Source organism: Mycobacterium sp. E2699, assembly GCF_001666745.1.
Classification (GTDB): Bacteria; Actinomycetota; Actinomycetes; order Mycobacteriales; family Mycobacteriaceae; genus Mycobacterium.
Genome location: NZ_LZJH01000055.1, coordinates 240748 through 260927 on the forward strand (window position 1 = coordinate 240748; position 20180 = coordinate 260927).

19 protein-coding genes are annotated in these 20180 nt (G+C 68.6%); 6 read left to right on the forward strand and 13 right to left on the reverse strand.

The annotated features are described in order from the left end of the window. The 3 genes from A5696_RS08585 to A5696_RS08595 form a co-directional block, all read right to left on the reverse strand. Entirely contained in the window at positions 1-420 is a 420-nt protein-coding gene (locus A5696_RS08585; RefSeq protein WP_067876339.1) for a DUF5313 domain-containing protein, read from the reverse strand. Between the two features lie 19 nt (positions 421-439). Then, positions 440-931 carry a MarR family winged helix-turn-helix transcriptional regulator gene (locus tag A5696_RS08590; protein ID WP_067876342.1) on the reverse strand — a complete coding sequence of 164 codons (492 nt, stop codon included), beginning with the start codon at positions 929-931 and terminating at the stop codon, positions 440-442. 89 nt (positions 932-1020) lie between these two features. Further along, positions 1021-1671, reverse strand: coding sequence for a TetR/AcrR family transcriptional regulator (locus tag A5696_RS08595; protein WP_067876345.1), 651 nt, complete (start codon positions 1669-1671; stop codon positions 1021-1023). 102 nt (positions 1672-1773) lie between these two features. Here A5696_RS08595 and A5696_RS08600 point away from each other — a divergent pair, with 102 nt between their 5' ends. Then, entirely contained in the window at positions 1774-3042 is a 1269-nt protein-coding gene (locus A5696_RS08600) for a cytochrome P450 (protein WP_067876348.1), read from the forward strand. Here the strand turns inward: A5696_RS08600 and A5696_RS08605 are convergent. Then, on the reverse strand, positions 3039-3872 hold the full coding sequence (locus A5696_RS08605) for an NAD-dependent deacetylase (protein WP_067876352.1): 834 nt from the start codon (positions 3870-3872) through the stop codon (positions 3039-3041). The genes A5696_RS08600 and A5696_RS08605 overlap by 4 nt on opposite strands. Before the next feature lie 90 nt (positions 3873-3962). Continuing rightward, a complete protein-coding gene (locus tag A5696_RS08610) occupies positions 3963-4502 on the reverse strand; it encodes a cysteine hydrolase family protein (RefSeq protein ID WP_067876355.1) in 540 nt (179 codons plus the stop codon). 57 nt (positions 4503-4559) lie between these two features. On the opposite strand from A5696_RS08610, the gene A5696_RS08615 reads away from it, so the two are divergent. Next, on the forward strand, positions 4560-6626 hold the full coding sequence (locus A5696_RS08615) for an NAD(+) synthase (protein WP_067876356.1): 2067 nt from the start codon (positions 4560-4562) through the stop codon (positions 6624-6626). Positions 6627-6641: 15 nt separating this feature from the next. Here A5696_RS08615 and A5696_RS08620 read toward each other — a convergent pair whose 3' ends face one another. The 6 genes from A5696_RS08620 to A5696_RS08645 all read right to left on the reverse strand — a co-directional run bounded on the left by A5696_RS08620 (position 6642) and on the right by A5696_RS08645 (position 12544). After that, positions 6642-7739 carry a diguanylate cyclase gene (locus A5696_RS08620; protein WP_067876632.1) on the reverse strand — a complete coding sequence of 366 codons (1098 nt, stop codon included), beginning with the start codon at positions 7737-7739 and terminating at the stop codon, positions 6642-6644. Positions 7740-7869: 130 nt separating this feature from the next. Next, positions 7870-8415 carry a YbhB/YbcL family Raf kinase inhibitor-like protein gene (locus A5696_RS08625; RefSeq protein ID WP_067876359.1) on the reverse strand — a complete coding sequence of 182 codons (546 nt, stop codon included), beginning with the start codon at positions 8413-8415 and terminating at the stop codon, positions 7870-7872. Next, positions 8415-8984: a 3-isopropylmalate dehydratase gene (locus A5696_RS08630; protein ID WP_067876362.1), complete on the reverse strand. Its 570-nt coding sequence runs from the start codon at positions 8982-8984 to the stop codon at positions 8415-8417. The genes A5696_RS08625 and A5696_RS08630 overlap by 1 nt, the downstream gene beginning before the upstream one ends. Continuing rightward, complete coding sequence (locus tag A5696_RS08635; protein WP_067876364.1) at positions 8981-10228, reverse strand: aconitase/3-isopropylmalate dehydratase large subunit family protein; 1248 nt, start codon at positions 10226-10228, stop codon at positions 8981-8983. Before A5696_RS08635 ends, A5696_RS08630 begins: the two co-directional genes overlap by 4 nt. Continuing rightward, the gene (locus A5696_RS08640) at positions 10219-11103 is read right to left on the reverse strand and encodes an oxaloacetate decarboxylase (RefSeq protein ID WP_067876378.1); all 885 of its coding nucleotides are present in this window, start codon (positions 11101-11103) and stop codon (positions 10219-10221) included. Before A5696_RS08640 ends, A5696_RS08635 begins: the two co-directional genes overlap by 10 nt. A gap of 10 nt (positions 11104-11113) precedes the next feature. Then, positions 11114-12544: an MmgE/PrpD family protein gene (locus tag A5696_RS08645; protein WP_067876381.1), complete on the reverse strand. Its 1431-nt coding sequence runs from the start codon at positions 12542-12544 to the stop codon at positions 11114-11116. Between the two features lie 75 nt (positions 12545-12619). On the opposite strand from A5696_RS08645, the gene A5696_RS08650 reads away from it, so the two are divergent. After that, on the forward strand, positions 12620-13438 hold the full coding sequence (locus A5696_RS08650) for a GntR family transcriptional regulator (RefSeq protein WP_067876384.1): 819 nt from the start codon (positions 12620-12622) through the stop codon (positions 13436-13438). Here A5696_RS08650 and A5696_RS08655 read toward each other — a convergent pair. Further along, entirely contained in the window at positions 13435-14052 is a 618-nt protein-coding gene (locus tag A5696_RS08655; protein ID WP_067876635.1) for an isoprenylcysteine carboxylmethyltransferase family protein, read from the reverse strand. The two genes, A5696_RS08650 and A5696_RS08655, sit on opposite strands and share 4 nt — an antisense overlap. Positions 14053-14105: 53 nt before the next feature. Then, positions 14106-14999 (reverse strand): PfkB family carbohydrate kinase, encoded by an 894-nt coding sequence (locus tag A5696_RS08660; protein ID WP_067876638.1) that lies wholly within the window; start codon positions 14997-14999, stop codon positions 14106-14108. A 340-nt stretch (positions 15000-15339) separates the two neighbouring features. Here A5696_RS08660 and A5696_RS08665 point away from each other — a divergent pair, with 340 nt between their 5' ends. The 3 genes from A5696_RS08665 (at position 15340) to A5696_RS08675 (ending at position 20162) form a co-directional block, all read left to right on the forward strand. Continuing rightward, complete coding sequence (locus A5696_RS08665) at positions 15340-17400, forward strand: adenylate/guanylate cyclase domain-containing protein (protein ID WP_369803312.1); 2061 nt, start codon at positions 15340-15342, stop codon at positions 17398-17400. Then, a complete protein-coding gene (locus tag A5696_RS08670) occupies positions 17400-18803 on the forward strand; it encodes a mechanosensitive ion channel domain-containing protein (protein ID WP_067876390.1) in 1404 nt (467 codons plus the stop codon). Before A5696_RS08665 ends, A5696_RS08670 begins: the two co-directional genes overlap by 1 nt. A 111-nt stretch (positions 18804-18914) precedes the next feature. Continuing rightward, complete coding sequence (locus A5696_RS08675) at positions 18915-20162, forward strand: glutamate-5-semialdehyde dehydrogenase (protein ID WP_067876394.1); 1248 nt, start codon at positions 18915-18917, stop codon at positions 20160-20162. Positions 20163-20180 lie beyond the last annotated feature (18 nt).

Sequence of the window (20180 nt, forward strand, 5' to 3'; positions counted from 1 at the left end):
TCAGGTGAAGGGGTTGCTGTTGTCCTGCCACGCGGCCGATTCGGGACGCGGTCCGTAACGGCGGGCGTAGTCCTCGTGCATCTTGGCCTGCTTCTTGTTCTTGAGCACGTCGACCAGGTTCGGGTCGAGGCCATGCTGCGCCAGCCGGTGCCGGCGCCAGACCTTGTTCAGCGCAAGCGAAATCAGCAGGGCCCAGATGTAGAGGGGCACCGTCATCTCGCTGTGCACGTACAGCGAGGCGGGCAGTAGCCAGAAGGGCGCCAGGACGAACAGCGGCGGTATGGCCCACCGGATCATGTGCCGGCGCACGGCTCCCTTGCCGGCCAGGTCGTTGGCGACCCAGTCGCGCATCGAGTCGGGAAGGCATCGCCCGTAGGAGTAGGCGATGTATTGCCAGAGGTTGGGTCTGGTGCTGGCCATGGTGGCGCTCCTTCGGGGGTCAGGTCTGTAGGGCACCGGCGGCCAGGGCGGCCGCGTTGATCCGGCTGAGCACCCGGTGCAGGTGCCGCAGTTCGTCCATGTCGACGCCCAGGCGTTCGACCACGGCGGGCGGAATCTGCAGCGCGCGCCGGCGGAGCGCGGTGCCGCCGGCGGTGAGTCTGACGTCGGTCGAGCGCTCATCGACGGCGTTTCGGGTGCGGGTGATCAGCCCGAGCGCCTCCAGGCGCTTGAGCATCGGCGACAGTGTGGCCGAATCCATCTGCAGCGTGGCCGCGATCTCCTTGACCGCCAGCGGTTTTTGCCGTCCCGCTGGTGTTTTCTGATGATCCCAGAGGGTCAGCATCACCAGATACTGGGGATGGGTCAGTCCCAGCGGTTCCAACAGCGGCCGGTAGACGGCCAACACGGCGCGGTTGGTCACGCTCAGTGCGAAGCAGACCTGCTGTTCGAGGGCGAGCGGGTCGATTTCGGGGGCGGTCGGTGCGGCCACACTTTCACCGTACGCTAATAGTTAGGGCCCTAACTATGTTGCGTTGATCACTGGATTTGGTGGCGATGCGACCGCAGCGTGCCGATGCGTCAGGCCGGCGGCATCGCCGTCAGATACAGGCTGCCCCAGATGATCTGGGCCAGCGCCTCGGCCAGCTCGGCATCGTAGGAGTCCGGGGCGGTCGGAAGATTCTGCTGGCATGCGCGCTCGACCATCCACGTCAGCGCGCTCGCCGTGGCGGTCGCGGGGAGCTCGGGCCGGATGGAGCCGTCCGCCTGGCCGTCCTGAATGACGCGGGTCACCCGCCCGGTGATGGCGGTCAGCAGGTTTTGATAGGTCGCCCCGACCACCGCGTCGTAGCCGGCCATCTCGTTCAGGGCGACGAGCACCGGTTGATGACGCCGATACCCGGCGACAATGCCCGCCGTCGCGGCGCGGACGTCGGCGGGGTCGTGCCGCCACGCCACGCTCCACCAGCGGTCGGCCCGGTCGGCGAGGTCGGCGAACACCTGACCGGCCAGCCGGCGCAGCAGGTGGCCCTTGTCCTCGAAGTAGATGTAGAAGCTGGCCCGCGAAATGCCGGCCTCGCCCGAGAGCCGGTCGACGCTGAGCTCGGTGAAACTGGCGCCGTCGCGCATCAGCCGCTCGGTGGCGTCCAGCAACCGCCGCTCGAGCTGCTCCCGCCGCTGCTGGCGTCCCTGCTCGCGATTGGCCTGCGCCTTTCGGGTGACCGACGGCATTCGGCCAGCATAGTCCAGCACTCGACGCATTGACTAGACATCATGTCTAGGCATACTGTCATTCACAGTCTGTGACCGGGGTCATAACGAGGAGGAGCAGCGATGGCGGTGTTGGTGGAGAGGTCCGGCGGTCCGCGGGCGTACGACCCGATCGATCTGTCGTCGCGCGCGTTCTGGTCCACGACCGCGGCGGAGCGGGAACGCTCGTTCGCCGTGCTGCGGGCCGAGCGGCCGGTGAGCTGGCATCCTCCCGTGGAAGACGCGCTGATGCCCGACCCGGACGACGCGGGATATTGGGCCGTCACCCGGCGCTCCGACATCGTCACGGTCAGCCGCAACAACGACGCGTTCTTGTCCGGCAGGGGCGTGATGTTCGAGAGCATCCCGGTGGAGCTGCTCGAGGCGTCGCAGTCCTTCCTGGCGATGGACCCGCCGCGGCACACCAAGCTACGCAAGCTCGTCAGCGCCGCGTTCACCCCGAGGCAGGTCCGCCGCATCGAGGATTCGATCAGGGCGAACGCCAGGACCATCGTCGAGGAGCTTCGGGCGGCCGGCAGCGGGGCGGACTTTGTCGACCGCTGCGCCAAGGAACTGCCCATCCGCACGCTGTCGGACATGGTGGGGATCCCGGAATCCGAACGCGAGCACATGGCGCACGCGACCGACGCCATGGTGTCGTGGGCCGACCCCGACTATCTCGACGGCCGCCACCCGATGCAGGTGTTGGTCGAGAACCAGACGTACGTGCATCAGGTGGCCGGCGCCCTCGCCGCGGAGCGCCGTGAGCGCCCCGGGGACGATCTGATCAGCGGCCTGGTGAACGCCGAGGTGGACGGTGACCGGCTGTCCGACGCCGACGTGGCGGCGTTCTTCGTGCTGCTCTCCGTGGCGGCCAACGACACCACCCGCCAGACCACCAGCCACGCGCTGAGGGCGCTCACCGACTTCGGAGAGCAAAGGGAATGGCTGCTCGAGGATTTCGACAACCGGATCGGCACCGCGGTCGAGGAATTCGTCCGGTGGGCCTCGCCGGTCATGACCTTTCGCCGCACGGCCGCAACGGATTTCGAGCTGGGCGGCCAGACCATCCGCGCGGGCGAGAAGGTGGTGATGTTCTACCCGTCGGGCAACTGGGACACCGAGGCGTTCGACCATCCGGAGCGTTTCGACCTGAGCCGCAACCCCAACCCGCACGTCGGGTTCGGTGGTGGCGGGGTGCACTTCTGCCTCGGCGCCCACGTCGCCCGCGCGCAGCTGCGCGCGATCTTCGGCGAACTCCTCCGTCAGCTGCCGGGCATTCAGGCGGGCGATCCGACCTACGTGGCAGGCAATTTCATCCACGCCGTGCGTAGCATGCCCTGCACGTTCTAGCGGACGGCCAGCGGCGCCAGTTCGTCGGCAAGCAGGGTCAACAACTCCGAGCACCCGCCGTCGACCTTGACGGTGGCCAGGTCGTCGCCCCGGGTGGCACCGCGGTTGACGATGGCGATCGGCATGCCCCGCGCCGCGGCATGGCGCACGAATCGGTAGCCGGAGAACACCGTCAGCGACGAGCCGGCCACCAGGAGCGCCTCGGACCGATCGACCAGCGAAAACGACTCGGCCACAATATCTTTGGGAACGCTCTCGCCGAAGTAGACGATGTCCGGCTTGAGCATGCCCGCGCAGCGCGGGCAGTCGAGGTAGCGGAACGACGCGGTGTCGGCGAGGACGGCGTCGGCGTCGGGAGCCACCGCCAGCCCGCCGACGGCCTCGGCGCGCTCGACGAATCCGGGGTTGAGCGCCTCGAGTTGCGTGGCGAGCGCGGCGCGGCTCAGCGCGTACCCGCAGCCCAGGCAGACCACCCGTGCGTAGCTGCCGTGCAGGTTGACGACGTTTCGGCTGCCGGCCTTGGTGTGCAGCAGGTCGACGTTCTGGGTGATCACGCCCGTCACGATCGACGCCTGCTCGAGCGCGGCCAGCGCCCGGTGCCCGGCGTTGGGCCGGGTCTCGTCCATGTGCCGCCACCCGACGTGGTTGCGCGCCCAATACCGCTGCCGGAACACCGGATCCGACGTGAACTGGCGGATGGTCATGGGATTGCTCGGCGGCGAATCGGGACCGCGGTAGTCGGGAATGCCGGAGTCGGTCGACATCCCGGCCCCGGTCAGCACCGCGACCCGGCGACCGGTCAGCAGCGCGACGAGTTCGGGAGCGTCCACGCCTCGAGGGTAGTGCCCCGGGCGAGCGTGCGTGTTCGTCCGCCGACATGCCGACGAAGCCGGCATTGTGCGCACGCTCGCGGCGGATCGTCAGCCGAGGCAGTCGGCCGCGGTGGTGAGCCCGGCGGACATGTTCTGCTCCATCATCCGCAGTGCCGCCTGGCCCAGGTCCGCGTCGATGTGGGCGACGGCGTCGGTGGGGATCACGACGGTGAAGTGGCGCACGTAGGCGTCGAGCGCGGTGTAGAGGATGCACTGCTCGGTGACCTGGCCGGTGAGGATCAACCGCTTGGTTTCCAGGCGGCCGAGGAGATACGCCAGCGCCGTCGCGTAGAAGGCGCTGTGGCGCACCTTGGTCATGACCCGACACTCGTCGGACGGCAGGATCGGCTTGACCAGATCGGGCCGCGCCCCGTCGAGTGCGGAGCCGACGATGTCGGAGAACTGAGCGGTGAAATCGCCGTAGTTGTCGTTGACGTAGACCAGGTCGACGCCGACGGCCTGCCGCGCGCGGCGGACCAGGTCGGCGAGCGGGTCCATGATTTTCTCGACATTGGGTATGAGTTCTTCAGCGTCGGGATGCTGATACGTGTTCATCATGTCGACCACTAGGACAGCGGTATCGCTCATACCGTTGGGGATACCCGACGGGCAGGGGTTGACACTGCTCGGGCGACAATGGGAGGGATGGTGTCTTCCAAGGACTTCTACAACAGCTACGGCCAGGGCTTTGTCCGCGTCGCCGCGTGCACCCACCACACCACGCTCGGCGACCCGGCGGCCAACGCCGAGTCGGTGCTGCGGCTGGCACGCGAATGCCACGACGACGGCGTCGCCGTGGCCGTGTTCCCGGAATTGACGCTGTCCGGGTACTCGATCGAGGACATCGTGCTGCAAGACCTCTTGCTCGACGACGTCGAAGCGGCCGTCACGGACATCGTCGCGGCGTCGGCCGACCTGTTGCCGGTGCTGGTCGTCGGCGCCCCGCTGCGCCACCGGCACCGCATCTACAACAGCGCCGTGGTGATCCACCGCGGCGCGGTACTCGGTGTCGCCCCCAAGTCGTACCTGCCCACCTATCGGGAGTTCTACGAGCGCCGCCAGATGGCGCCCGGGGACGACGAGCGCGGCCTGATCCGCATGGGCGACGGGTCCGGCTCGATAGAGGCCCCGTTCGGTCCCGATCTGCTGTTCGCCGCATCCGACCTGCCCGGCTTCGTGTTGCACGTCGAAATCTGCGAGGACATGTTCGTGCCGATCCCGCCCAGCGCGGAGGCGGCGCTGGCGGGGGCCACGGTGCTGGCGAACCTGTCGGGCAGCCCGATCACGATCGGCCGCGCCGAGGACCGTTGCCTGCTGGCCCGCTCGGCGTCGTCGCGCTGCCTGGCCGCCTACGTCTACGCCGCCGCGGGGGAGGGCGAGTCCACCACCGACCTGGCCTGGGACGGGCAGACCATGATCTGGGAGAACGGCGTCCTGCTCGCCTCGTCCGAACGCTTCCCCAAGGGGGAGCGACGCAGCGTCGCCGACGTCGACATGGACCTGCTTCGCGCCGAACGGCTGCGGATGGGGACCTTTGACGACAACCGGCGCCACCACCGGGCGACCGCGGAGTCGTTCCGGCGCATCGAGTTCCGGCTCGACCCGCCGGGCGGCGACATCGGCCTGCGCCGCGAGATCGAGCGCTTCCCGTTCGTGCCGGCCGATCCGCAACGCCTGGAACAGGATTGCTACGAGGCCTACAACATCCAGGTCTCGGGGCTCGAGCAGCGGCTGCGCGCCCTGGACTACCCGAAGATCGTCATCGGCATCTCGGGCGGGCTGGACTCGACGCACGCGCTGATCGTCGCCGCGCGCGCGATGGACCGCGAAGGACGGCCGCGCAGCGACATCCTGGCGTTCACGCTGCCCGGCTTCGCGACGGGCGACCGCACCAAGCGCAACGCGATCGAGCTGTGCCGCGCGCTCGGCGTCACCTTCGCCGAGATCGACATCACCGAGACCGCCAAGCTGATGCTCAAGGAGATCGACCACCCGTTCGCCCGGGGGGAGAAGGTGTACGACGTCACCTTCGAGAACGTCCAGGCCGGGCTGCGCACCGATTATCTGTTCCGGCTGGCCAACCAGCGCGGCGGGATCGTGTTGGGCACCGGGGACCTCTCCGAGCTGGGGCTGGGCTGGTCCACCTACGGGGTCGGCGACCAGATGTCGCACTACAACGTCAACGGGGGCGTGCCCAAGACGCTGATCCAGCACCTGATCCGCTGGGTGATCTCGTCCGGGCAGTTCGAATCCGACGTGACCGATGTGCTGCAGTCGGTGCTCGACACGGAGATCACCCCGGAGCTCGTTCCCAGCGGCGAGGAGGAGGAGCTGCAGAGCAGCGAGGCCAAGGTGGGACCCTTTGCACTGCAAGACTTCTCGCTGTTCCACGTGCTGCGGTTCGGCTTTCGGCCGTCGAAGATCGCGTTCCTGGCGTGGCATGCGTGGAGTGACCCCGAGCAGGGCAACTGGCCGGCGGGATTCCCCGAGGACAAGCGACCGTCTTACTCGCTCAAGGAGATTCGGCACTGGCTCGGGGTCTTCGTGCAGCGGTTTTACTCGTTCAGTCAGTTCAAGCGATCGGCGTTGCCCAACGGGCCCAAGGTGTCGCACGGCGGCGCGTTGTCGCCGCGCGGGGATTGGCGCGCCCCATCGGACATGTCCGCACGCATCTGGCTCGACGAGATCCAGCGCGACATCCCCGAAGACTAGCGGGAGCCTGGCGGGTCAGTTCCTCAGCCGCGCACCGGGAGTGGCCTTCTTCTCCTGGTACATCAGCTCGTCGGCGCGCGCGAGCAGCGCGTCGACGCAGCCGGCTTCGGTGGCCGGTCCCTGCACGATGCCGATGCTGGCCGACAGCCGGTAGGGGCGGTCGCCGGGGTCGTTGAAGCGCCGAAACGCTTCGACGAGCCGCTTTTTCAGCGTCGCCGGGTCGTCCTCGGGCTCGGTGAGCAGTACGCAGAATTCATCGCCGCCCATGCGGGCGAGGATGTCGGACCCGCGCAGCGTGTCGCGCAGCGCCCCGGCCACGTCGGCGATGAGCATGTCGCCGACGTCGTGGCCGTGTTCGTCGTTGACCCGCTTGAGCCCGTCGACATCCAGGAAGGCGAGTTGGAAATCGCTGCCACGTCGGCGCGCCGCGTCGAGCGCCGGCTCGGCCAGCAGGTAGAAGCCGCGGCGATTGTTGAGCTTGGTCAGTTCGTCGGTGACGGAAAGCTGGTGGATCTCCTCGTTGGCGTGCTCGAGGGCGGCGGTGCGGTCGCGTACCCGCTGTTCGAGTTCGGAGTAGACCCGGACGTGCTCGATCGCGATCGAGGTCGAATCGGCCAGGGCCTGCAGCAACGACACCTCCTGGCCGCACGGCTGATGGCGCTCAGCCCAGTAGTTGCCGATCGCCCCGATCGGGTCGAGCTTGCGGATCGGGACCATCACCAGGCTCTCCACGAACGTCGGGCGGTAGATGGCGTGCGGGATGCGCGGGTCGCGGTAGATGTCAGGGATCACGGCCGCTTCGCGGTGCAGCATCGCCCAGCCGCTGATGCAGGCTGCCATGGGGAATCGGCTCCCCTTCCACAACGGGGCGATCGCATCCTCGTCGGCGTAGTAGCACTCGTCGTTGTCGCGCAGCACCAGGGTGGCGCCATCACACCCGGTGAGCTCGCGCGCGCCGGCGCTGACTATGCGCTGGATGTCGTGCAGGCTGCGCGCCAGCGACAGTTCCTGGACGGCGTGCAGCAGGCGTTCCATGCCGCGGACGTAGTCGGCATCGCCGAAGCCGCCGGCCCGGGGGACGGCCGGCGATGACCTCATGAGCTGGGCGTTCATGCGCACCTCCGTGGAGACCGGCCGCACCCCCAGCCAGCTGCCGACAAGCAGGCCGCCCAGTTTACCGGAATCGCAGTCGCCGCCCGGGTTCTAGCGCCTAGGGGGCCGCGCGCAGGTCGGCGCTAGCGGGCTAGCGCTCGTAGGTGCCGGTCAGCGTGCCGCGGGCCAGCACGTGGCCGCTCATCGCGGAAAGCAACGCCCTGGCCGTGGTGACGGTGTCGGAGACCCGCTCATCGATCGCGAACACCTGAAACCGGTAGCGGTGCGGCCCGTGGCCGGGAATAGGGCGTGGTCCCGCGTAGCCGCGGCGACCCAGGTCCGCCCGAATGAACCGGATCCCGGCGGTTCCCGGCCGCAAGGAGCCGGGCGCCAAGCCGTCAAGCGTCGGTTCCAGCACCGCGATGGTGTGCAGCAGGGGTCGCGGCAGCGGAACGTCGACATCGTCGATGATGAGCACCAGCTGCCGGGCGCCAGGCGGCAGGCCGTTCCAGCGCAACGGCGGCGAGGCGTTGTCGCCGACGCCCTTTCCCGCCGTGGCCCGTGGCATCGCGCCGCCGTCCGCGAACGCCGTGCTGCTCACGATGAGGGACTCAGGCGCGTCGAAAGCGCCGCCGGCCAACGGGCTTCGCCGGGCGCCCGCCCGGACGCCCCGCAGCAGCGGTCCCAGCAGCGCCATCAGGCGCCGCTTCCGGCGCCGCGCATGGCGACCGTGCTCGACCGCAGGGCGTCCCCGAGTTCGGCCGGCAGGTATCCCTGTTCGGCCAACCGGGGGAGCACGCCGCCGCTTTCGATGATCTCGAGGATCAGATCGGGCAGTGGGGGGACATTGCCCGAGGCTCCCGTGGTGTCGTTTCGCCAGGTGCCGGCGGCCAGATCGAAGGTTCCGGTGTCGCCCTCGCGAAACACCTCGGTGGCGTTGGGCACGGTCATCGCCGGCAGGCCGGCGTTGACGGCGTTGCGGAAGAACAGCGAATTGAATTCCTCGGCGACCAGACCGGCGACGCCGAGCTCGGTGAACAACGCCGCGACAGGTCGCGACGAGCCCACCCCGAAGTTCTTGCCCGCCACGACGATATCGCCCGGCGAGACCTGCTCGGTCCAGCCGGGGCGCACCTCGTAGAAGATGTGCTTGGCCGCCTCGGGCGGATCCATCTTCATGGCGAAGGCCGGGTACATGGCGTCGGTGTTGAGGCTGTCGCCGAACACCCAGAGCTTGCCGTGAAATTTCAGCGAGCGGATCGTCATGCCGTCACGTTCCTCGGGTCGGTGATGTATCCGGTGACGGCGGACGCGGCAACGGTCGCCGGCGAGGCCATGAAGATCTCCGCCTCGGTGCTGCCCATCCGGCCGGTGAAGTTGCGGGTGCTGGACGTGATGCACACCTCGCCGGGGCCCACCACACCCATGTGGTAGCCGAAACACGCGCCGCACGTCGAGTTCGTGATCACCGCGCCGGCGTCCGCGAGGTCCTGCAGGTAGCCCAGCCGCATGGCCTCCCGGTACACCGCCTGTGAGGCGGGCGTGACGAGCAGCCGCACGCCGGGCGCGACGGTGTTGCCGCGCAACACTTCAGTGGCGATCTCGAGGTCCTCGAGTTGGCCGTTCGCGCAGGACCCGATGAACGCCTGGTCCACCTTCTGCCGATCCAGCTGCGAGACGGGCAGCCCGTTGCGGCTGACGGTGCCCGGCCGCGCGACGTAGGGTTCCAGCGTCGCAAGGTCGACGCGCCGGACGTCGCGGTAAGCGGCGTCGGGATCCGGTGCCGCAGCGTCGTATCCGGTGACGCCGGCGTCGTTGAGGAAGCGGTCCAGGACCGCGTCGGGTTCGAAGGTGCTGAAATCGGCCGACACCTCGGCGCCCTGGGTGGCGATGGTGCGACGGTCGTGCATCGGGATGCCGGCGAGCCCGGGCCCGCCGAACTCCAGGTTCAGGTTGGCGGCGTCGCCGTACTCGGCGGCGATGTGCAGGAAGATGTCCTTGCCGCTCACCGCTTTTGGTTTGACGCCGTCGAGCTCGTAGCGGATCGTCGGCGCGACCTGGAACCACGTCGTGCCGGTGCACATGATCGAGTACACCTCGGCGGGCCCCAGCCCGCGGGCCGCGGTGTTGTAGGCGCCGGCGGCGCACGTGTGGGAGTCGGTGCAGGCCAGGATCTCGCCTGGGCGCGCCAGCCCGTTCTCGGCGATGACCTGGTGGCAGATGCCGTGCCGCCCGACGTCGTAGAAGCGCTCGATGCCGAAGTCGGCGACGAACTTTCGCGCGTGTCCGCCGCCGGCGGCATCCCTGATCGTCGGCGCGGGCACGGCGTGATCCATGACCACCGCGAGTTTGTCGGGGTCGTGGATCCGGTTGGGCGGTATCCACATGGTGGCGAACTGCAGGTCGATCAGGACGGTCATGTCGACGTCGACCACGACGGTGTCGCCCGGTGACACCGAGTCGCGGCCGGCCTTGCGGGCGAGGATCTTCTCGATGACGGTCATGCCCATGACGGGTCCCTACGCGCGTACCTGGTGTCCAGTTCCAGCCACTCCGCCATGCCGACGAGGTTGAAGAAGTCCCCGGGGCCGGCAGGCAGGTGCGGGGTGATGTCCGTGCCGTTGAGTTCGCAAAGGCTTTGCAGCATTCCGAATGTCGCCTGCATCAGCAGGTTGCCCGGATGGATCGCGATCGCGTAACCCAACTCCTGCAGCCGTGCAGCCGACTGCAGCGGCGTCATGCCGCCGAGCACCAGATTGATCAGCAGGGGAGCGTCCACTTCACGCGCGATGCGCTCGATTTCGCCGGCGTCCCGGGGCGCCTCGACGAAGATGACGTCGGCCCCGGCTTGCGCGTACCGGTTGGCGCGTTCGATGGCGGCGTCCAGGCCCAGCGGGGCGCGCGCGTCGGTGCGGGCGACCACCAGCAGCCCCTCATCCGACCGGGCGTCCAACGCGGCGGCGAGCGTCTGTTCGAACACCGCGGCGTCGACGACCTGCTTGTCCGGCAGGTGACCGCACCGTTTGGGAAACACCTGGTCTTCCAACTGGATCGCCGCCACCCCGGCCGCGTCGTAGGACCGGACGGTGCGCACCACGTTCATGGCGGCGCCGTAGCCCGTATCGGCGTCGGCGATCAGCGGAACGTCGCCCAAAACGCCGGTGATCATCCGGGCCCGGTCGGCCATCTCGGTGGCGGTGACCAGCCCGATGTCGGGCAGCCCGAAGCCCGACGCCGCGACGCCGGCGCCGGTCATGTACGCCGCGATGTGGCCGGTCCGTTTGGTCAGCTGCGCGGAGATGCCGTCGAAAACACCTGGCGCAACAATGAGTTCGCGTTTGGCCAGCAGGTCTTGGAGCCGCTGGCGGGCGGGGGTTGTGACCATGTCCGTCCTTTCAGTCCAGCGCCCCCGCGACGGGGGCGGCGAGCAGGTCTACGAGGTTGTCGTTGTCGTCCAGCTCGTCGAGCCGCACCACTGCCCGCTCGATCGCTTCGGCGCGACCTCGGCTGGTGACGCGGTCGGCCAGGGCATGGAACTTGGCGACGAGCTCGTCGTTGGTGACCGGATCGTTGGGCGCGCCGTGCGGCAGGTCCACCCGGGCGCGGTGCACGGCACCGTCGCGCGTGGTGACCGCGACATCCGTGCGGAACTTCTCGGTGATATCGGCGTCGGTCAACGATTCGTCCAGGTGCACGGTCGTCGCCGCAATCAGTGACCAGATGTCGTCGGCATCCAGGCGGCCGGGGGTGAACTGCTCGGGCAGCACGTCGCCGTCGAGCAGCGCCGCGGCCGTCGCGTAACCGATGTTCATCTGGGCGCCGATCGGGCTGAGCGGCCGCTGCGGGCGCCACCAACCATGCTTGTAGATGGTTTCGCCGACGGTGATGTCGATCTTCGAGATATCTTGTGGCGCAACCGAACTGCGCAGCAATTTGGCGGCGTCGATCGCGCCGTGCAGCCCGCCCATCGCGGCGTAGGACTTGACCATGATGATGGTGGTCTCCCACCGCTGGCCGAGTTGCCCGGTCAGCAGCGAGGCGTCGGGGTCGTGGCCCTCCCCGAAAACGCTGAGAAACCCGCCGTATTCGCGTTCGAACACCCGCTTGATGCCGGTATAGCCGGCCGCCGCGAGACCCGCGGCGTAGAAGCCGTTGCGCGCCGCCAGGCCGTGGTGCATGCGCTTGCTCATGGCCTCGTACTGCGCGGCCATCAGGCCCGCCGACTGGGTGCCGGCGAGGCCGAGGGCGTCCTCGAGTTGCGCGGGCGACAGCCCGCGCAGCTTGCCGGACGCCATGGCCGCCGGGTGGGTACCGAAGACCGAGCCCGAGTGCCAGCCGCGGTCGAGCATCTGCGTGCCGTGCAGCGTGTAACCGACGCGGGGGCCGACTTCGAAGCCGGCGATCGCCGCGAGCAGTAGGTCGGCGCCCCGCGTGGCTGCCGGCCGCGTCGACGCCGTCGACAGCAGCGCCGGGATCAGCAGCGAGCAGCTGTGCAGCGGGGCCAGGGGATGGAAGTCGTCGAGCTCGAAGCCCTGGATGAAGGTGCCGTTGAGGACGGCGGCCGCGGGTGCGCCGGCGGTGCGTCCGGTCCCGATGAGCACAGTGTCGCCGGGGCCCTCCAGGCCGAGTACGGCCGCAGTCGCGATGCGTGACCACGGCAGTTGGGCCCCCACCAGCGCGCAACCGAGGCCGTCGAGCAGCAGGTGTTTGGCACGCTCGACGACGGCCTGGGGGACATCGTCGAGCGTGAGACCGGCGACCCAGGTGGCCAGGCGGCCGGTCGGCCCCGCCGGATCGGTGGCGGGCTGCTGTTGCACGGCGGTCATCGGCCTTCCCTGCGCGGTTGGGATCAGTTGTTATATACATATAACAACTGATCGGCCGGGCGCAAGGGAGGCGGTGTGGAAGCATTGACGACCGTGCGGGGCGGCGGCGGCAAGGCGGGGCCTGTGTCCGCCGTTGCCGGGGTGCCATTGCACCGGCAGTTGTTCCTGGTGCTGCACGACGAGATCGACCGGGGCGTCATCGCGCCCGGCGAGGCGTTGCCCACCGAACAGACGCTGTGCGATCAGTTCGGCGTTTCCCGCATCACGGTCCGCCGGGCGCTGGCGGACCTGGCCGATCAGGGATACATCGAGCGCAGGCACGGCGTCGGCTCGTTCGTGCGCGACCACAGTCCGTCGGATCCTGCGGTGGGCGGCTCGTACATGGAGGGACTGCGCCAGACGCAATTCGAGACCGATGTCGAGGTGGTCGAACTCGGCACGCGACGTCCCCCGCGGGCCGTAGCCGAGGCGCTCGAAGCGCCCGGCGAGCTGCTGCAGATCGTTCGGGTGCGCCGGCAGCGCAGGACCGGCGAGCCGTTGATGGTCAGTGACGCGTGGCTACCGCCCGAATTGGCCGGCGCGTTGACCGAGTCCGCGCTGCGGCGGTCGCCGCTCTACGGGTTGCTGGCGGACGCCGGCATTGTGGTGGACCGCATCCGGCACGAAATCACCGCCGAGATCGCGGGCCCACGCAATGCGCATCTGCTCGACTCGCCGATCGGTGCTGCGCTCCTGCGCGTCAACCGCCTGGCGTTCGTGGCCGACGCGCCGCATCACCACCTGTCGGTCCTGCTATCGCCGAACCGCAGCCGCCTGCTGCTCACGCAGACGGCGGACGAACTGGAAATGGCCGATGGTTTGACGATCGCCCACGACGTGGCCACGCCGCGCTAGCGGAGGAGTCCGACCCCCGGGACGAATCGACCGACTTCGGCGGCGTAAGCGCGGTAGGCGTCGCCGTGCGTCCGCAGCAGGTATGGCTCCTCGACGCGACGGACCTGCAGCTCGATCGTGGCGACGAGGAGGATAACGCCTGCCAGGGCAACGACGTTCGGCGTCACCAGGGCGATCCCGATGCCGAAGATGAACATGGCGGCGTAGATGGGATTGCGTATCCGGCCGAAGACGCCGGTGTGCACCAGCGTGGTGGTCTCTTTGGTGTCGACCCCGATCCGCCAGGAATCGCCCATCTCGAGTTGCGCGTACACCGTTGCCGCGATGCCGGCCGTCGCCACCACGATGCCGACGGTCTGGATGCACACCTCGTTGAGAATGCGCAGGGGGCCAACCACCTTGGCCTCCTGCAGGATTGGGGCGCACACCGCGATGGCCAGCGCGACGACGAAGCCGATCCCGGCGACGCGTTCCACCAAGCCACCGGCCTTGATCCCGCGAAAGCCGGTAGATCCGGTGCGCCGATACTGCAGCCAGCTGCGCCAGCCCAATCCGAGCACTCCGAATATCGCGAAGAGCACCAGGGCCATGTCGGCGGCGGCTGTCGCTGGCATGCGAACTCCCATGACCGCAGTCATCGCCAGCGAGGCTACATCACCGGCGTTGGTCACCGAAAGCCTTCCCGCAGGGCCGCGTCGATCGCCTCGGCCCGCGGCGCGCAGTCGCCGGCGCCGGGCACCAGGGTGGCCAGCGCGCCCGCGGCGCAGGCGCGCCGCAGCGCCGCCAGCCGCTCGGCACGTGCGGCCGGATCCGGGTCCCGGCCGCTCGGCCAGTTCGCTGCCAGCACCCCGGCGAAGACGTCGCCGGCACCAGTGGTGTCCACCGCCTTGACCGCCGGGGCGGGCACGACGAACTCGCCGTCGGCGCCGGCGTAGCGGGCGCCGCCCGCGCCGAGGGTGACCACCAAATGGTTTGGCCGCCAGGGCCACTGTTCGGCCTCGGCCTCGTTCGCGATCACCACGTCCGCGGCGGCGGCGAGTTCGGCCAAGCCGCGGTCGTCCCGGCCGGCGGGGGAGGCGTTGACGATGACGGCCGCCCCCACCGAGCGGGCCTCGTGCGCCGCCGCCACCGCCGTCGGCACCGGAATCTCCAACTGGGTCAACAGCACATCGCAGCCCGCGATCACCTCGCGCGCACCGGCGGCGGCCAGCGTCAGCCGCCCGTTGGCGCCGGGCGCCACCACGATGGTGTTCTCGGCGTTGGCATCGACCACGATGACCGCCGTGCCGCTCGGCCCGGGCAGCATGACCGTCCCGTCGAGCCCAACACCGTTGGCCTTCAGGTGGGTCCGCAAGCGTGCGGCGGCCGCGTCGTCGCCGAGGGCACCGACGAGCTGCACGCGCGCGCCGGCGCGCGCCGCGGCCACGGCCTGATTGCCGCCCTTGCCGCCGGGCGCGGAGCTCAACGTCGACCCCAGCACCGTCTCGCCCGGGCGCGGAAGGGCATCGACGCCGAACGTCAGGTCCATGTTCACGCTGCCGACGACGCAGACCCGTGCCATGACGGCGAGGTTAGCCGGGCCGGATTCCGGCACAAAGCACCCCCACGCTCGGCATATTGACGCCGATCCTTTTGCGGCAATCGCCAATATCGTGATGCAGGCGCGTTAGTCTGCTGCGTGATCGGTGCTGCATCCCGTCACAGGGAGGGAAAGGCGATTGACATCGACCCAGCTGAAAGCGGCCGACGCGGCCGCTGACTCGGGAACGGCGAACAAGCCTGAAAACGCGCCCGAATCCGGCCCGGAATCCGGCCCGGGGGAAAAGGCGCGCAAGAAAACGCGCGGGCCCCTGGTCTGGCACCGTTTCCGGTTCGGCATCCAGTCCAAGATCCTGGTGGCGATGCTGCTGTCCGGCATCCTCGGCGTGAGCGTGATCGGACTCATCGGGGCCATCTCCGGCCGCAACGCGCTGCGGCAAGTCGAGTCCGAGCGGTTGATCGAGTTGCGCGAGTCGCAGAAAAGGCAGGTCCAGGCGCTGTTCCGCGAGGTGACGAATTCCCTGATCGTCTACAGCGGCGGATTCAGCATCAACGAGGCCACGACATCGCTCACCACGGGCTTTGACCAACTGGCCAACTCGACGATCAGTCCCGCCCAGCAGCAGTCGCTGGTCGACTACTACGAGAACCAGATGATCGCACCGATCAAGAGGGCGACGGGCGACGCCATCGACCTCCATGCGGTTCTGCCGAGTTCGCCGGCGCAAAGATACATTCAGGCCTACTACACGGCGCCGCCGAGGCCGAACGCCGATTCGCTACCCGTCGAAGACGCCGGCGACGGGAGTGCATGGACGGCGGCCAATGCCCGCTTCGATTTCTACATCCGCGGCATCGTCACCCGCTTCGATTATCGCGACGCGCTGCTGTTGGACATGCAGGGCAATATCGTCTATTCCGTACGGAAGGGACCCGACCTCGGGACGAATATCCTCACCGGCCCGTATCGCGAATCGAATCTGCGGGACGCCTATCAGAAGGCGCTGCGCTCCAACGACGTGGATTTCGTCTGGGTCACCGACTTCCAGCCGTATCAGCCGGCGCTCGACGCGCCCACCGCGTGGGTGGTCTCACCGGTCGGGATGAACGGCAAAGTGGTTGGTGTGATGGCCTTCCCGGTGCCGATCGCGAAGATCAACAACATCATGACCGCGAACAAGCACTGGGAGGCCGCCGGCATGGGCCCCTCGACCGAGACATACCTGGCGGGCCCGGACGGCCTGATGCGTTCCGACTCGCGGGAATTCCTCGAAGATCCCGAGGAATACCGCCGCGACGCCATCGCCGCCGGCACCGCGCCCGACGTCGTGGAAAGGGCGCTCCGATTGGGTGGCACGACATTGGTGCAGCCGGTTGCGACCGCGGGTTTCAAAGCCGCACAGCGCGGGGAGACCGGCGTCATCAGCGCCACCGACTACCTGGGCAACAAGGAGTTGGAAGCGTACGCGCCGCTGGACATTGCCCATTCTGACCTGCACTGGTCGATCCTGGCCACGCGCGACGACTCGGACGCTTTCGCGCGGCTGGGCAGGTTCAGCAAGACACTGGTGGTCGCGGTGGCCACCCTGGTGTTCGTGATCTGCGTGGCCTCGATGCTCATCGCGCAGGCCGCGATGCGGCCGGTCCGGCGCCTCGAGGAGGGCACGCGCAAGATCAGCTCCGGCGACTACGAGATCAACATTCCTGTCCTGTCGCGCGACGAGATCGGCGATCTCACCGCGGCTTTCAACGAGATGAGCCGCAATCTCGCGATCAAAGAGGAACTGCTCAACGAGCAGCGCAACGAGAACAACCGCCTGCTGCTGGCGCTGATGCCCGAGTCGATCGTCCAGCGGTATCGCGAGGGCGAGGCAACCATCGCGCAGAAGCATCAGGACGTCGCGATCATCTTCGCCGACATCTCCGGGCTCGACGAGCTGTCCAACGTCCTCTCGGGCGACGAACTGGTGGGAATCGTCGACGACCTGTTCCGGCAATTCGACTCGGCCGCCGAAACCCTTGGCGTCGAACGGATTCGGACGTTCCACAACGGCTACCTCGCGACCTGCGGGGTGATCACCCCGCGACTGGACAGCATCCACCGAACCGTTGACTTCGCGATCGAGATGCGCCGCATCATCGACCGGTTCAACCACCAGACCGGTCACGAGTTGGGCCTTCGGGTCGGGATCAACACCGGCAACGTCGTCAGCGGGCTGGTGGGCCGCTCGAGCCTCGTCTACGACATGTGGGGCGCCGCGGTGAGCCTGGCCTACCAAATGCACAGGGGCGCACCACAGCCCGGCATCTATGTCAGCGCCCCGGTCTATGAGGCGATGCGTGACGTGCGGCAGTTCACCCCCGCCGGAACGATCTCGGTCGGCGGAACCGATCAGCCCATGTATCGGCTGTCGGAGCGATGATGAACGCGTGGAACTCCTCGTGGTTCTACTGGGCGATCGGCATCGCGATCGGATTTCCCGTCGGGCTGATTTTTCTCACCGAGCTGCACCACGCGCTCGTCCGCAGGAACAGCCGCCTGGCCAAGCAGGTCGGCCTGGTGCGCAACTACCTGCTGCCGCTCGCCGCGCTCTTGCTGCTGCTCGTCAAGGCATCCCAGGTCCCGGCCGGGGAGGTCCCGGTGCGGCTGCTCACCACGGTGTTCGGCTTTTTGGTGCTGGTGCTGGTGCTGTCGGGGTTCAACGTCGCCGTGTTCGAGAGCGCGCCCGAAGACAGCTGGCGCTCGCGCCTGCCCACCATCTTTTTGGACGTCGCCCGCTTCGCGGTGATCGGCGTGGGGCTGGTCGTGATCCTGTCCTACATCTGGGGTGTCCGGGTCGGTGGATTGTTCACCGCGCTGGGCATCACCTCGGTCGTCATCGGACTGATGTTGCAGAACTCCGTCGGTCAGATCGTGTCCGGCCTGTTCATGTTGTTCGAGCAACCGTTCCGGATCAACGACTGGCTGGACACCGGGACCGCACGCGGGCGCGTCGTCGAAGTGAACTGGCGGGCGGTGCACATCGACACCGGCAGCGGGATGCGGGTGACGCCCAACTCCGTGCTGGCCACCACGGCGTTCACCAATCTCAGCCGTCCGGCCGGTACGCACAAACTGGCGATCACGACGACGTTCGCGCCCGCAGACGCGCCCGACCGGGTGTGCGCCATGCTGTCGCGCGTCGCCCTCGGGCTGCCGCAGCTCACGCCCGACGGCGTGCCCCGTTCGGTACCGGTGGGCGCCGGCGAATACCGCACCTCGTTCGGGCTGAGCTCACCCGCGGACGACGGCGCCGCGAAGTCGACTTTCCTGCGCTGGGTCTGGTACGCGGCGCGACGGGACGGCCTGCACCTGGACAACTGCGACGACGACTACTCGACCCCCGAACGGGTGGAGAAGGCGTTGCGCACCGTGGTGGCTCCGGCGTTGCGGCTCAACGCCGACGAGCAGCGGTCGCTGCAGGCGAGCGCGCAACTCGTCCGCTACGGCGCCGACGAAACGGTGGAGTACGCCGGTCAGGTGCCGCGCGGGATGACCTTCTTGGTCGCCGGGCGCGTGCAGCTGACGGCGATGGCCGACGACGGCTCGATCGTGCCGATCAGCACGCTGGTCGAGGGCTCGTTCCTGGGGCTGACCGCGCTGACTCGGCAACCGAACATGGCGAGCGCGTACGCGCTCGAGGAGGTCACCGCGCTGGAGATCGACCGGGAGCACATCGAGCACCTGGTGACGCGTGAACCGCTGCTGCTGCAGAACTTCGGCCACATCCTCGACGAGCGGCAGAACAAGGTGCGTCAGGCGCGGCGCGGGGAACGGGTGGGCTGAGGCGGGCGCGAGGGGCGATCGCAAGCGCGGCGTAGCCGGGCGAAGCGGGTCGACACCATCGGACCTCCGGGTCGCCTGACTTCGCCGGCGCAGGCCCGATACCCTGGTTCAATGAGTCTGCAAGCTCCCTCGCGTCCTGACTTGCGCCGGGATGTCCACGACGCCGCTCGCCGTGCCCGGGTCGCGGCCCGCGCGCTGGCGTTGTTGCCGACGGTTGCCAAGGACGCCGCTTTGCAGTCGGCGGCCGCCGCGATATGCGCCCACACCGATCGGATCCTGGCGGCCAACGCCGAGGACCTCGAGGCCGCCCGGGCCGCGGGCACCGCGACCGCGATGCTCGACCGGTTGGCGCTGGACCACCAGCGGGTCGACGGGATCGCGGCCGGCCTGCGGCAGGTCGCCGGTTTGCCCGACCCGGTCGGGGAGGTGCTACGCGGTTACACGCTGCCCAACGGCCTGCATCTGCGCCAGCAACGGGTACCGCTCGGCGTCGTCGGCATGATTTACGAGGGCCGGCCCAACGTCACCGTCGACGCCTTCGGCCTGGCGCTCAAGTCCGGCAACGCGGTGCTGCTGCGCGGCAGCTCGTCGGCGGCGAAGTCCAATCAGGCCCTCGTCGACGTGTTGCGCGCGTCGCTGATCGGTGAGGATCTGCCCGCCGACGCGGTTCAGTTGCTGTCGGCCGCCGATCGATCCACGGTCACCCACCTGATCCAGGCGCGGGGGCTGGTCGACGTGGTGATCCCGCGCGGGGGAGCGAGCCTGATCGACGCGGTCGTCCGCGACGCCCGGGTGCCCACCATCGAGACCGGTGTCGGCAACTGTCACGTATACGTCCACGAGGCCGCCGACCTCGACGTGGCGGAACGGATCCTGCTGAACTCCAAGACCCGGCGGCCCAGCGTCTGCAACGCCGCCGAGACGCTGCTGGTCGACGCCGCGATCGCAGGTGCCGCGATGCCCCGGCTGGTCGGCGCGCTGGAAGACGCCGGGGTGACGGTGCATCTGGACGCGGGTGAGGAAGACCTGCGCCGCGAATACCTGTCGATGGACATCGCGGTGGCGGTGGTCGACGGCGTCGACGCCGCGATCGCGCACATCAACGAGTACGGCACCGGACACACCGAAGCCATTGTGACCACGAACATGGCTGCGGCCCAACGCTTTACCGACGGCGTCGACTCCGCCGCGGTGATGGTCAACGCGTCGACGGCGTTCACCGACGGCGAGCAGTTCGGTTTCGGCGCCGAGATCGGCATCTCCACGCAGAAGCTGCACGCGCGCGGCCCGATGGGATTGCCGGAACTGACCTCCACCAAGTGGATCGCGTGGGGAGACGGGCAGATCCGCCCGGCGTAACGCCTTCCGAACCAAGGC

Excerpts from the sequence above, each read along its gene's own strand:
- A5696_RS08585 (WP_067876339.1), bottom strand. The coding sequence starts at position 420 with ATGGCCAGCACCAGACCCAACCTCTGGCAATACATCGCCTACTCCTAC.
- A5696_RS08595 (WP_067876345.1), bottom strand. The coding sequence starts at position 1,671 with ATGCCGTCGGTCACCCGAAAGGCGCAGGCCAATCGCGAGCAGGGACGC.
- A5696_RS08600 (WP_067876348.1), top strand. The coding sequence starts at position 1,774 with ATGGCGGTGTTGGTGGAGAGGTCCGGCGGTCCGCGGGCGTACGACCCG.
- A5696_RS08610 (WP_067876355.1), bottom strand. The coding sequence starts at position 4,502 with ATGAGCGATACCGCTGTCCTAGTGGTCGACATGATGAACACGTATCAG.
- A5696_RS08615 (WP_067876356.1), top strand. The coding sequence starts at position 4,560 with ATGGTGTCTTCCAAGGACTTCTACAACAGCTACGGCCAGGGCTTTGTC.
- A5696_RS08620 (WP_067876632.1), bottom strand. The coding sequence starts at position 7,739 with ATGAACGCCCAGCTCATGAGGTCATCGCCGGCCGTCCCCCGGGCCGGC.
- A5696_RS08625 (WP_067876359.1), bottom strand. The coding sequence starts at position 8,415 with ATGGCGCTGCTGGGACCGCTGCTGCGGGGCGTCCGGGCGGGCGCCCGG.
- A5696_RS08630 (WP_067876362.1), bottom strand. The coding sequence starts at position 8,984 with ATGACGATCCGCTCGCTGAAATTTCACGGCAAGCTCTGGGTGTTCGGC.
- A5696_RS08635 (WP_067876364.1), bottom strand. The coding sequence starts at position 10,228 with ATGGGCATGACCGTCATCGAGAAGATCCTCGCCCGCAAGGCCGGCCGC.
- A5696_RS08640 (WP_067876378.1), bottom strand. The coding sequence starts at position 11,103 with ATGGTCACAACCCCCGCCCGCCAGCGGCTCCAAGACCTGCTGGCCAAA.
- A5696_RS08645 (WP_067876381.1), bottom strand. The coding sequence starts at position 12,544 with ATGACCGCCGTGCAACAGCAGCCCGCCACCGATCCGGCGGGGCCGACC.
- A5696_RS08655 (WP_067876635.1), bottom strand. The coding sequence starts at position 14,052 with ATGCCAGCGACAGCCGCCGCCGACATGGCCCTGGTGCTCTTCGCGATA.
- A5696_RS08660 (WP_067876638.1), bottom strand. The coding sequence starts at position 14,999 with ATGGCACGGGTCTGCGTCGTCGGCAGCGTGAACATGGACCTGACGTTC.
- A5696_RS08665 (WP_369803312.1), top strand. The coding sequence starts at position 15,340 with ATGCTGCTGTCCGGCATCCTCGGCGTGAGCGTGATCGGACTCATCGGG.
- A5696_RS08670 (WP_067876390.1), top strand. The coding sequence starts at position 17,400 with ATGAACGCGTGGAACTCCTCGTGGTTCTACTGGGCGATCGGCATCGCG.
- A5696_RS08675 (WP_067876394.1), top strand. The coding sequence starts at position 18,915 with ATGAGTCTGCAAGCTCCCTCGCGTCCTGACTTGCGCCGGGATGTCCAC.